This window comes from Pseudomonas siliginis (genome assembly GCF_024072275.1).
In the GTDB taxonomy this organism is placed as follows: domain Bacteria; phylum Pseudomonadota; class Gammaproteobacteria; order Pseudomonadales; family Pseudomonadaceae; genus Aquipseudomonas; species Aquipseudomonas siliginis.
In genome coordinates this window covers 5,646,099-5,658,579 of record NZ_CP099598.1, presented here as the reverse complement: position 1 = coordinate 5,658,579, position 12,481 = coordinate 5,646,099, and the positions used below count along the sequence as shown (strand labels likewise).

Sequence of the window (12,481 nt, the reverse complement as noted above, 5' to 3'; positions counted from 1 at the left end):
GGAAATGCGCGCAGATGTGCTGATTGTCGGAGCCGGAATGGTCGGCAGCGCCCTGGCGCTGGCGTTACAGGACAGTGGGCTGGAAGTGCTGTTGCTCGACGGTAGCCCGCTGAGTGTCAAACCCTTCGCTGCCGAAGCGGCGTTCGAACCGCGCGTCAGTGCATTGTCGGCGGCGAGCCAGCGTATTCTCGAGCGCCTCGGTGTCTGGGACGGCATCGCCCAGCGGCGCAGCAGCCCGTACACCGACATGCACGTGTGGGACGGCAGCGGCACCGGGCAGATTCATTTCTCGGCCAACAGCGTGCATGCCGATGTGCTCGGCCACATCGTCGAAAATCGCGTGGTCCAGGATGCGCTGCTCGAGCGTTTGCATGATTGCGACCTCGGCATGTTGGCCAATGCGCGGCTGGAGCAGATGCGTCGCTCCGGCGATGACTGGCTGCTGACCCTGGCCGACGGCCGCACCTTGCGCGCGCCGCTGGTGATCGCGGCCGATGGCGCCAATTCTGCTGTGCGCCGTCTGACCGGCGTGGCGACCCGCGAGTGGGATTATCTGCATCACGCCATTGTGACGAGCGTGCGCTGCAGCCAGCCGCACCGCAAAACCGCCTGGCAGCGCTTTACCGATCACGGGCCGCTGGCGTTTTTGCCACTGGAGCGTGATGGTCAGCAGGACTGGTGTTCGATCGTCTGGTCGACCACGCCGGGTGAAGCCGAGCGCCTGATGGCACTCGAGGAGACGGCGTTTTGCGCTGAGCTGGAGCGAGCCTTCGAAGGGCGCCTCGGTGAAGTGATCAACGCCGATCCGCGTCTGTGCGTGCCGCTGCGTCAGCGCCATGCCAAGCGCTACGTCGCTGAGGGCCTGGCCTTGATCGGTGATGCGGCGCACACCATTCACCCGTTGGCGGGGCAGGGTGTGAACCTTGGTTTCCTCGATGCAGCGGTGCTGGCGGAAGTGCTCCTGCAAGCGCATCAGCGCGGTGAGCGACTGGCGGACGTGAAGGTGCTGAGCCGCTACGAGCGTCGGCGCATGCCGCACAATCTGGCGCTGATGGCAGCGATGGAAGGCTTCGAGCGGTTGTTCCAGGCCGACCCCCTGCCGCTGCGCTGGTTGCGCAATGCCGGATTGAAACTGGTCGAGCAGATGCCCGAGGCGAAGGCGTTGTTTGTGCGCGAGGCGCTGGGGTTGACTGGGGATCTTCCAACTCTGGCAAAGCCCTGACCGCCTCATTGAGGCTGATGGCCCCTTCGCGAGCAGGCTCGCTCCCACTGTTGAGATGCATTCCAATGTGGGAGCGAGCCTGCTCGCGAAAGCGTCCGCCCACTTACCGCAGTTTTGAGCCGTGCAACATCTGGTAACGCCTTCCCCCAGTGTTCGATTGTGGTGGTAAATGTGAGTCCTTATCATTTGGCCCACCTTTCCCGACCGTGAGACCACTCCCATGTTGGCACCCAAGCGTCTTCTGACCGCACTGGCCTTGACCCTGATCGGCAGCACCACTGCCCAGGCCGCCGATGAGGTGGTGGTGTACTCGTCGCGCATCGATGAGCTGATCAAACCGGTATTCGATGCCTACACCGCCAAGACCGGGGTGAAGATCAAGTTCATCACCGACAAGGAAGCGCCGCTGATGCAGCGCATCAAGGCCGAAGGCGAAACCGCCACCGCCGATCTGCTGCTTACCGTCGATGCCGGCAACCTGTGGCAGGCCGAGCAGATGGGCATCCTCCAGCCATTCACCTCGAAAACCATCGACGCCAATATTCCTCAGCAATATCGCTCGTCCACCCACGCCTGGACCGGCCTGAGCCTGCGCGCACGGACCATCGCCTATTCCACCGAGCGGGTGAAGCCGGGCGAACTGACCACCTACGAAGCGCTGGCCGACAAGAACTGGGAAGGCCGCCTGTGCCTGCGCACGGCGAAGAAGGTCTACAACCAGTCGTTGACTGCGACCATGATCGAAGTCCACGGCGCCGAGAAGACCGAGAAAATCCTCAAGGGCTGGGTCAACAACCTGTCCACTGACGTGTTCTCCGATGACGTTGCAGTGCTGGAAGCGATCAACGCCGGGCAGTGTGACGTTGGCATCGTCAACACCTACTACTACGGTCGCCTGCACAAGCAGAAGCCTGAATTGCCGGTGAAGCTGTTCTGGCCGAATCAGGCCGATCGCGGTGTGCATGTGAACCTGTCGGGCATCGGCCTGACCAAACATGCACCGCACCCGGAAGCGGCCAAGGCGCTGGTCGAATGGATGACCACGCCTGAGGCACAGAAGATTTTTGCTGATGTGAACCAGGAATTCCCGGCCAACCCGGCGGTGGCGCCATCGGAAGAGGTGGCGGCGTGGGGCAAGTTTGTTGCTGATACGTTGCCGGTTGAGGTGGCGGGTAAACGTCAGGCCGAGGCGATCCGGATGATGGATCGGGCGGGGTGGAACTGAGGCGTTTCGTGTAACTGTTGATCTTTCAAGATCGCTCCCTCACCCCAGCCCTCTCCCGGAGGGAGAGGGAGCCAACTTGTTGCTTTCGAAACTTGAGTTCGACTCAATATCTCAGGTCGATGTAGTTTGCATGAGCACCTCGGTCAGTTCCCTCTCCCTCCGGGAGAGGGCTAGGGTGAGGGCAGCAATCCCAACCTGAAATACGCAATCCAAGAACACCCCAATCCCTCCAGAGACCCAAAAGTGGCCCACCCCGCCCAACGCCGCTGGTACCCCATCGTCTTCGCCATCGCCGCGCTGGTGTTGTTGCCCCTGAGCGTGTTGCTGCTGTCGTGGCAGACCATCGATCAGCAGATCTGGTCGCACCTGTGGCAAACCCAGATGCCGCGTCTGCTCGGCAATACCCTGACGCTGATCCTCGGCGTCGGTGTCGGCGTGATTCTGCTGGGTGTCAGCCTCGCATGGCTGACCAGCCTCTGTGAATTCCCCGGTCGGCGCTGGCTCGACTGGGCGCTGATGCTGCCCTTCGCCATTCCAGCGTATGTACTGGCGTTCGTTTTCGTCGGCCTGCTCGATTTCGCCGGCCCCGTGCAGTCCCTGTTGCGCGAATGGTTCGGCAGCGGCCTGCGCCTGCCTCGGGTACGGTCCACCGGCGGGGTGATCGTGGTGCTGGTGCTGGTGTTTTATCCCTACGTTTATCTGCTGGCGCGCACCGCGTTTCTGGCTCAGGGCAAAGGTTTGATGGAAGCGGCGCGGGTGCTGGGCCAGTCGCCGTGGCAGGCGTTCTGGCGGGTTGCGCTGCCGATGGCGCGTCCGGCGATTGGCGCGGGCGTGGCGCTGGCGCTGATGGAAACCCTCGCCGATTTTGGCGCGGTGTCGGTGTTCAACTTCGATACCTTCACCACGGCCATCTACAAAACCTGGTACGGCTTTTTCAGCCTGCCCAGCGCTGCGCAACTGGCCAGTCTGTTGCTGCTGGTGGTGATGCTGGTGCTGTACGGCGAGCGCCGGGCACGCGGGGCGAATCGGGCCAGCAACGAGCGGCCACGGGTGAAAGCGCTGTATCACCTGCGGGGAATCAAGGCCTTCGCGGCGACGGGCTGGTGTGGATTGGTGTTCGCCTGCGCCTTCGTCATCCCGGTGCTGCAACTGATCGTCTGGTTCTGGCAGCGTGGACGCTTCGATCTGGATGAGCGTTACGCCGGGCTGATTCTGCACACGCTCTATCTGGGCGCGATGGCGGCGCTGATCACCGTCAGCGTTGCGCTGTTGCTGGCGTTTGCCCGGCGCCTGGCGCCGACCCCAGCCATCAACTCCGGCGTCGGTCTGGCCAATCTCGGCTACGCCTTGCCCGGTTCGGTGCTGGCGGTGTCGATCATGCTTGCCTTCAGTTATCTGGATCGTGAGCTGGTGATTCCGCTTTCGTCATGGCTCGGCGGTGCGGGCAGACCGTTGCTGCTCGGCAGCCTCGCAGCTTTGCTGATGGCGTATCTGGTGCGCTTTATCGCTGTCGCTTACGGGCCGCTGGAAAGCAGTCTGGCGCGTATACGGCCATCTTTGCCCGAAGCGGCACGTAGCCTGGGTGTCAGTGGGCCGCGACTGTTTTTCAAAGTGTATCTGCCGCTCTTGCTGCCCGGCACTTTGAGTGCGGCGTTGCTGGTGTTCGTCGATGTGCTCAAGGAAATGCCCGCGACCCTCCTGATGCGCCCGTTTGGCTGGGACACGCTGGCGGTGCGCATCTTTGAAATGACCAGTGAAGGCGAATGGGCGCGCGCCTCGTTGCCAGCATTGACCCTGGTGCTGGTCGGGCTGTTGCCGGTGATCGGATTGATTCGACGTTCGGCGCATCGAAACACTTAGTCGTCAGTCCTACATCATGCGGCTACAATGCGCGGCATTCGGTGCGGTTCGTCTGACAGACCCGTGCGCTGGAATCGGCTGCAAGCCTTATTCATCAAGGCCTTCAGCCGTATAGCGGCGGTCCGCACCCTCGCCACGCCCGGAAGGAGAAACCCATGGGACAGCGTACGCCTCTGTATGACCTGCACCTCGCGCTCGGCGCGAAGATGGTCGATTTTGGCGGTTGGGACATGCCACTGCATTACGGCTCGCAGGTCGAGGAGCACCACGAAGTGCGCCGCGATTGCGGGGTGTTCGATGTTTCCCATATGACCGTGATTGATGTCACCGGCGCCCAGGCCAAGGCCTGGCTCCAGCATCTGCTGGCCAACGACGTCGAACGTCTGCACCGCCCCGGCCGGGCGTTGTACAGCACCATGCTCAATGAGCGCGGTGGCATCGTCGACGACATGATCGTCTATCGCCTCGACGACGCGTACCGGCTGGTGTTCAACGCCTCGACCCGCGATCAGGATCTGGCCTGGATGAACGCCCAGCTCGGCGCCTACGACGTGCAACTGCACGAGCGCGCCGAGCTGGCGATGCTCGCCATCCAAGGCCCGCAGGCCCGGCACAAGATTGCCGAACTGGTCACCCAGTCGCGCGCCACGCTGATCCAGCAACTCAAACCTTTCGAAGGCGCCATCGACGGCGACTGGTTCATCGCGCGTACCGGTTACACTGGCGAGGATGGCCTGGAAATCTGTCTGCCGGCCAATCAGGCGCCGGGTTTCTTCAACGACCTGGTCGGTGCCGGTATTTCGCCGATCGGCCTTGGCGCTCGCGACACCTTGCGTGTCGAGGCCGGAATGAACCTGTACGGTCAGGACATTCATCAGGACGTTTCACCGCTGGCCTCGAACATGGCCTGGAGCATCGCCTGGGAGCCGGCCTCGCGGCAGTTCATCGGCCGTGCGGCGCTGGAGGCGGAAAAAGCCGTCGGCGTGGCGCATAAACTGGTCGGTCTGGTGCTGGAAGAGCGCGGGGTTTTGCGCGCTCACCAAGTGGTTCGCATCGCCGATGTTGGCGAAGGGGAGATCACCAGTGGTAGTTTCTCTCCTACGCTGAGCAAATCGATTGCCCTGGCGCGTGTACCGATGGCGACTGCCGACCGCGCCGAAGTGGAAATCCGTGGCAAGTGGTATCCGGTGCGAGTGGTCAAACCGACCTTCGTGCGCCATGGCAAAACCTTGATCTAACCTTTTCTGGCGGGCATGACCGCTGACCAATTTCCGAGGAACCGAAGATGAGCGATATCCCTGCCGAACTGCGTTTTGCCGAAAGTCATGAATGGGCGCGTCTGGAAGCTGACGGCACTGTCACCGTGGGCATCAGCGATCACGCGCAGGAAGCGCTGGGCGACGTGGTGTTCGTCGAGTTGACCGAAGTCGGCAAGGTGTTCGCCGCCGGTGATCAATCCGGCGTGGTCGAGTCGGTGAAAGCCGCCTCCGACATCTACGCCCCGGTCAGCGGTGAAGTCATCGCGATCAACGAGGCGCTGACCGACTCGCCAGAAGAGCTGAATAATGACCCGTACGGCGCGTGGATCTTCAAGCTCCAGCCAAGCGACAAGGCCGAGCTGGACAAGCTGCTGGATGCTGCTGGGTACAAGGCTGCAATCGGCGAGTAAGTTGCCGGCAACACCCAAAGCCCCGATTCGTCGGGGCTTTTTTATGGGCGACGAATATCCCTTTGTGGGAGCGAGCCTGCTCGCGAAAGCGCCATATCAGTCAATGCCAAGGTTTCTGAAACACCGCTTTCGCGAGCAGGCTCGCTCCCACAGGGGCGGCGTGATCTTGAAAATTCGCCTGCTATGCTGGTTTGACCGTGTCGATTGACGCCAAGCGCCAGCCAGGAGAGCCCGTCATGTCCCAGTCGCCGTCCCTGAGCCAGTTACGCGATCCCGAAGCCTTTCTGCGCCGCCACCTTGGCCCGGATGCCGCCGAGCAGCAGGCGATGCTCGACAGCCTCGGCCTGGGCAGTCGCGCCGAGCTGATCGAGCAGACCGTGCCGCCGGGCATTCGCTTCAATCGCGCACTGGATCTGTCGCCGGCACTCGACGAACAGGCTGCGCTGGCGAAACTACGCGGTTATGCCGAGCAGAATCAGCTGTTCACCAGCCTGATCGGCATGGGCTATCACGGCACGGTGACGCCGACCGTCATTTTGCGCAACGTGCTGGAAAATCCTGGCTGGTACACCGCGTACACCCCATACCAACCTGAAATCGCTCAAGGCCGGCTCGAAGCGTTGCTCAATTTTCAGCAACTGACCATCGACCTCACCGGCCTGGAACTGGCCAACGCCTCGCTGCTCGATGAGGCCACCGCAGCGGCCGAAGCCATGGCGTTGGCCAGGCGCGTGGCGAAGTCGAAGAGCAATCTGTTTTTTGTGGATGAAGACTGCCATCCGCAAACCCTCTCCGTGGTGCAGACCCGCGCCGAAGGTTTCGGCTTCGAGCTGGTCGTCGACGCGGTGGATAACCTGGCGCAGCACGAGGTGTTCGGCGCGCTGCTGCAATACCCCGACACCCACGGCGAAATCCGCGATCTCAAACCCTTGATCAACCACCTGCACGCACAACAGGCCCTGGCCTGCGTCGCTACCGACCTGCTCAGCCTGCTTTTGTTGACGCCGCCGGGTGAGTTGGGTGCCGATGTGGTGTTCGGTTCGTCCCAGCGTTTCGGTGTGCCGATGGGGTATGGCGGCCCGCACGCGGCGTTTTTCGCCAGCCGCGAGGAGTACAAACGAGCGATTCCGGGGCGGATCATCGGTGTATCGAAAGATGCTCGCGGCAACGTCGCGCTGCGCATGGCCCTGCAAACCCGCGAGCAACACATCCGCCGCGAGAAAGCCAATTCGAACATCTGCACCGCGCAGGTCCTGCTGGCCAATATCGCCAGCTGTTATGCGGTGTATCACGGCCCCGAGGGCTTGAAGCGTATCGCCCAGCGCGTGCATCGCCTGACCTGCCTCCTCGCCGCGGGACTCAAGCGCAACGGTATCAAACGGCTCAACGAGCAGTTCTTCGACACCCTGACCCTGGAGGTCGGCGGTGCGCAAACGGCGATCATCGAAAGCGCTCAGGCGGCGCAGATCAACTTGCGCATTCTTGGTCGCGGCCGCGTCGGTCTGAGTCTGGACGAGACCTGTGATGAACACACCGTGGCGAAGCTGTTCGATGTGCTGCTCGGCGCCGATCACGGCCTGAGCGTTGATGCGCTTGATGCGGAGGACATCGCCTCGGGAATTCCCGACGAACTCCAGCGCAGCACGCCGTACCTGCAACATCCGGTGTTCAACGCTCACCACAGCGAAACCGAGATGCTGCGTTACCTCAAGCAACTGGAAAACAAGGATCTGGCGCTCAATCAGTCGATGATTCCGCTCGGTTCCTGCACGATGAAGCTCAACGCCACCAGCGAAATGATCCCGATCACCTGGCCGCAGTTCGCCAATCTGCATCCCTTCGTGCCGAGGGAGCAGGCTGTCGGTTACACACTGATGATCGAAGAACTTGAGGGTTGGCTCTGCGCGATTACCGGTTTCGATGCTATCTGCATGCAGCCCAATTCCGGCGCCCAGGGCGAATACGCCGGGCTCCTGGCGATCCGTAAATATCACGAGAGCCGAGGGGAGGGCGCTCGGGACATCTGTCTGATTCCATCGTCGGCCCACGGCACCAACCCGGCCTCGGCGCAGATGGCCGGAATGCGTGTGGTGATTGTCGAATGCGATGAGGCGGGCAACGTCGATCTGGAAGACTTGAAGCTGAAAGCCGCAGAGGCTGGGAATAAGTTGTCGTGCCTGATGGCGACCTATCCGTCGACCCATGGCGTTTACGAGGAAGGCATCAGCGAAATTTGCGCAGTGATTCACCAGCACGGCGGCCAGGTGTACATGGATGGCGCCAATCTCAATGCCCAGGTCGGCTTGGCCAGACCGGCGGACATTGGCGCCGACGTGTCGCACATGAATCTGCACAAGACCTTCTGCATTCCCCATGGCGGCGGCGGGCCGGGCATGGGGCCGATCGGCGTTCGTGCGCATCTGGCGCCGTTCGTCGCCAACCATCCGGTGGTGCCGATTGACGGGCCGCTGGCGCAGAACGGCGCAGTCAGCGCAGCGCCGTGGGGCAGTGCGAGCATTTTGCCGATCAGTTGGATGTACATCGCCATGATGGGCCCGCAACTGGCGGACGCCAGTGAGGTGGCGATTCTGGCGGCAAATTATCTGGCGCAGCATCTATCCGGGGCATTCCCGGTGCTTTACGCCGGGCGCAACGGCCGGGTGGCGCATGAATGCATTCTTGATTTGCGCCCACTGAAGGCGCAGACCGGCATCAGCGAGGAAGACGTTGCCAAGCGGCTGATGGATTACGGCTTCCACGCGCCGACCATGTCCTTCCCGGTGCCCGGTACGTTGATGGTCGAGCCGACCGAGAGCGAATCCAAGGCAGAACTCGACCGCTTCATCGCGGCGATGCTGAGCATTCGCGCCGAGATCAATGAAGTGCAGAAGGGCAACTGGCCGGGCGAAGACAACCCGCTCAAACGCGCCCCGCATACGCTGGCCGATGTCACTGGGATCTGGGAACGGCCGTACAGCATCGAACAGGCCATCACCCCGGATGCGCACACTCGATTGCACAAATATTGGCCGGCGGTGAATCGGGTGGACAACGTTTACGGGGATCGCAACCTGTATTGCGCGTGTGTCCCGGTGGATGATTACCGCTGATCTCTAAATCCACCGCCGTCCCTGTGGGAGCGAGCCTGCTTGCGAAAGCAATCGTCCAGCCAGCATTTTCGGTGACTGGCTCACCGCTTTCGCGAGCAGGCTCGCTCCCACAGGGTTTTGTATCGGTTTCAGAAGACGGGCAAAAAAATGCCGCTCGATCGAGCGGCATTTTTGAGGGTGCGAGGCTTACTCGGACGCCACGGCGTTCTTCGCCAGAATCGCGTTCGCCAGTTCCATGTCCGAAGCCTGCAGGCCCGGGTTGTCGGCGCGTACTTTCTGCATCGCTGCTTCCAGGTACGGGCCACGGATGCCGCCGTCGCTGGCGACGAAGCTGCCGGCGTCGTCCTGGGCGGCGACGATCAGCTTGTGATCCTTGAACGTCAGGTAGGTCGAGCCGGTGGTGGCGCCGGAGGAGATGACGTTACGCCAAAAGCTGTCCGCCATGGCCGAACCAACGGGAAGCGACAGCAGGGCCAAGGTGGCGACAGCGAGTTTGAGACGCATGATGAGGTGACTCCTGGGATTGACTACGGGGTTGGATAGCCGATCCCCCGATCCAGTTCCGTGCTGAATTATTTCAACTCACTTTGCGGCGTCACCCGCAGCACTTCTTCCACCGTGGTCAGCCCCGCCGCGACTTTCTGCGCGCCGGACAGGCGCAGGCTGCGCATGCCTTCCTTGAAGGCCTGACGCCTGATCGCGGTGAGGTCGGTATCCGGGGTGATCAATGCTTTGAGGCTGTCGCTCAGTTGCATGATTTCGTACACGCCGGCGCGCCCGCGATAGCCGGTGTCGCGGCATTCCAGGCATCCGATCGCCCGTTGCGCATTGCTCGGCAGCGGCGCCTGCCAGGGCCGGGTCAGGGTTTGCCAGTCTTCATCTTCGAGCGTCAGCGGCGCCTTGCAGTGCGGACATAAAGTGCGCACCAGACGCTGAGCCATAACGCCGAGCACGGTGGCTTTGATCAGGTAATGCGGCACACCGAGTTCGAGCAAACGGCTGATGGCGCTCGGCGCGTCGTTGGTGTGCAGGGTGGACAGGACCAAGTGCCCGGTGAGCGCGGCCTGAATCGCCATTTCCGCCGTTTCCAGATCGCGGATCTCGCCGATCATGATGATGTCCGGGTCCTGTCGCATCAGCGCGCGCACCCCGGCGGCGAAAGTCAGCTCAATGTTGTGCTGCACCTGCATCTGGTTGAAGGCCGGCTCGACCATTTCGATCGGGTCCTCGATGGTGCAGAGGTTGACCTCCGGCGTCGCCAGTTTTTTCAGCGTGGTGTACAGAGTGGTGGTCTTGCCCGAACCGGTCGGCCCGGTGACCAGAATGATGCCATTGGGCTGGCGGGTCATGTCCTGCCAGCGGCGCAGGTCGTCGGCGCTGAAACCCAACTGGTCGAAATTTTTCAGCAGCACTTCCGGGTCGAAAATCCGCATGACCATTTTTTCGCCGAACGCCGTCGGCAAGGTCGACAGACGCAATTCCACTTCGCCGCCGTCCGGGGTCTTGGTCTTGACCCGGCCATCCTGGGGTTTGCGTTTTTCCGCGACGTTCATGCGGCCGAGGCTTTTCAGGCGGCTGACGATCGCCATGGTCACCTGCGGCGGGAATTGATAGACGTTGTGCAGCACGCCGTCGATGCGAAAGCGCACGGTGCCGTGCTCGCGGCGCGGTTCGATGTGGATGTCGCTGGCGCGCTGCTGGAAGGCGTATTGGAACAGCCAGTCGACGATGTTGACGATGTGCGCGTCGTTGGCGTCCGGTTCCTGGTCGCTGGCGCCGAGATTGAGCAGTTGTTCGAAATTGCCGAGGTTGCCGCCCTGGGCGTCGGCATTGCTGGCGCCGCTGACCGATTTGGCCAGACGAAAGAATTCGACGCTGAAGCGCTGGATGTCGACCGGGTTGGCCACAACGCGTTTGATCGGCAGCTTCAACACGTGGGTCAGGTCGGCTTCCCAACCGCTGACGTAGGGCTGAGCGCTGGCCACGGTGACCGAATCGCGGTCCACGGCGACGGCGAGAATCTTGTGGCGCTGGGCGAAGGCATAGGACATCAGCGGCGTGATCGCCGCGACATTGATTTTCAGCGGATCAATGCGCAAATACGGCTGACCGGCCTGTTGCGCCAGCCACAGGGTCAGGCTTTCCAGATCCAGATGTTTGCCCGGACGGCTGAGGTCGTCGAGTTGCTGGCTGGCGATGAATTCCAGCGGATGCATCTGCCCGTGAGCAGCATGGCGACGGCGGGCATTGAGCGCCTGTTCCGCCGCGTCCTGGCAGATGAAGCCTTGGGCGACCAGTTCCCGTAATACATCGTTGAGGTCCAGCCAGCGGTCCTGAGTGACAAATTGAACGGACATGCGGCTTTCCTTTTTAAGCGTCATGCGCAAAAGGATAGTCGTGGCTCTGCTGACCGTTGGGCCACTACCCGACGAAGCCGTTGCCGGATTTGTCAGCCGGCAGCCTGTGCGGGCGCCTGCCACGCTGCGTCGGCGTTGTGCAGGTCCACTGTGCAGACGCTGATCAGGTTGCGCAGTTTTTCCGCGATCACTTGCGCGCGATGCCAGCTCAGGCCGCCCATTAGCAGGTCGATCGACAGCAGATCTTCCCGGCGCTGGACGTTGACCTGCTCCGGCGTCAGAAACTGCAAAGCGAACAGATTCAGCACCCGCACCAGCAGATCCGGCTCGGCCTCGGCGAGGATCCGGTACTGCGCCAGGCAGTGGGCGTTGTTGACGTTCCAGACATCGGCGCGGGTGGGGGCGCTGTTCACGGCTTCAAGGTGCGGCATGGCGAGTCTCCAAAATCACTGGAGAAATTTTTACATTCGGTGCGGGGTATTTCTTGGCTATGATCGGCGTCTGAACGGATTTATCGAAAGAGTTGATTCGTGAAAGCTGATCTTTGAGGATTTTTTATGCACAGCGAGCTGGACGCCTACGACCGCAAGATCCTCGCCTTGCTCCAGGAAGACGCTTCGCTGTCGAGCGCGCAGATCGCCGAACAGGTCGGCCTGTCGCAATCGCCGTGCTGGCGGCGGATTCAGCGGATGAAGGAGGAGGGCATTATTCGCGGTCAGGTGACCTTGCTGGATCGCAAGAAGATCGGCCTGAACACGCAGATCTTTGCCGAGATCAAACTCAACGCTCATGGGCGTTCGAACTTCACTGAATTCACCGAGGCGATTCGCGGCTTTCCGGAAGTGCTGGAGTGTTATGTGCTGATGGGCGCAGTGGACTTCATGTTGCGCATAGTCGCGGCAGACATTGAGGCGTACGAGCGGTTCTTTTTCGAAAAGCTGTCGCTGGTGCCGGGGATACAGGAAGTGAATTCGATTGTGGCGCTTTCTGAAATCAAGTCCACCACGAGCCTGCCGGTCTAGTGCGGATGGCCTTTGT

The 12,481-nt window shown here is 61.8% G+C and carries 10 protein-coding genes; 7 read left to right on the top strand and 3 right to left on the bottom strand.

The genetic code is table 11. From position 1 onward, the window contains the following. The first annotated feature begins 4 nt into the window (after positions 1-4). The 6 genes from NF676_RS26015 to gcvP all read left to right on the top strand — a co-directional run bounded on the left by NF676_RS26015 (position 5) and on the right by gcvP (position 9,086). Positions 5-1,222, top strand: coding sequence for a 2-octaprenyl-3-methyl-6-methoxy-1,4-benzoquinol hydroxylase (locus NF676_RS26015; protein WP_252887992.1), 1,218 nt, complete (start codon positions 5-7; stop codon positions 1,220-1,222). 220 nt (positions 1,223-1,442) lie between these two features. Further along, a complete protein-coding gene (locus NF676_RS26010) occupies positions 1,443-2,447 on the top strand; it encodes an extracellular solute-binding protein (RefSeq protein WP_056791711.1) in 1,005 nt (334 codons plus the stop codon). Between the two features lie 243 nt (positions 2,448-2,690). Further along, positions 2,691-4,307, top strand: a complete 1,617-nt coding sequence (locus NF676_RS26005; RefSeq protein ID WP_252886960.1) for an ABC transporter permease — start codon at positions 2,691-2,693, stop codon at positions 4,305-4,307. Between the two features lie 155 nt (positions 4,308-4,462). Then, a complete protein-coding gene (gene gcvT / locus NF676_RS26000) occupies positions 4,463-5,545 on the top strand; it encodes a glycine cleavage system aminomethyltransferase GcvT (RefSeq protein ID WP_056791717.1) in 1,083 nt (360 codons plus the stop codon). 47 nt (positions 5,546-5,592) lie between these two features. Continuing rightward, positions 5,593-5,976 (top strand): glycine cleavage system protein GcvH, encoded by a 384-nt coding sequence (gcvH, locus tag NF676_RS25995; RefSeq protein WP_150742944.1) that lies wholly within the window; start codon positions 5,593-5,595, stop codon positions 5,974-5,976. A 236-nt stretch (positions 5,977-6,212) separates the two neighbouring features. Then, complete coding sequence (gene gcvP / locus NF676_RS25990; RefSeq protein WP_252886959.1) at positions 6,213-9,086, top strand: aminomethyl-transferring glycine dehydrogenase; 2,874 nt, start codon at positions 6,213-6,215, stop codon at positions 9,084-9,086. A gap of 186 nt (positions 9,087-9,272) precedes the next feature. Here the strand turns inward: gcvP and NF676_RS25985 are convergent, their stop codons facing one another. From NF676_RS25985 to NF676_RS25975, 3 genes are all read right to left on the bottom strand, one after another. Beyond that, a complete protein-coding gene (locus NF676_RS25985; RefSeq protein ID WP_172667868.1) occupies positions 9,273-9,593 on the bottom strand; it encodes a DUF2388 domain-containing protein in 321 nt (106 codons plus the stop codon). A 65-nt stretch (positions 9,594-9,658) separates the two neighbouring features. Further along, a complete protein-coding gene (tfpB, locus tag NF676_RS25980; RefSeq protein ID WP_024014732.1) occupies positions 9,659-11,443 on the bottom strand; it encodes a type IV pilus assembly ATPase TfpB in 1,785 nt (594 codons plus the stop codon). A gap of 92 nt (positions 11,444-11,535) precedes the next feature. Then, positions 11,536-11,874 carry an ACT-like domain-containing protein gene (locus NF676_RS25975; RefSeq protein WP_252886958.1) on the bottom strand — a complete coding sequence of 113 codons (339 nt, stop codon included), beginning with the start codon at positions 11,872-11,874 and terminating at the stop codon, positions 11,536-11,538. A gap of 126 nt (positions 11,875-12,000) precedes the next feature. Here NF676_RS25975 and NF676_RS25970 point away from each other — a divergent pair, with 126 nt between their 5' ends. After that, positions 12,001-12,465 carry an Lrp/AsnC family transcriptional regulator gene (locus NF676_RS25970; RefSeq protein WP_024014730.1) on the top strand — a complete coding sequence of 155 codons (465 nt, stop codon included), beginning with the start codon at positions 12,001-12,003 and terminating at the stop codon, positions 12,463-12,465. Positions 12,466-12,481: the final 16 nt, after the last annotated feature.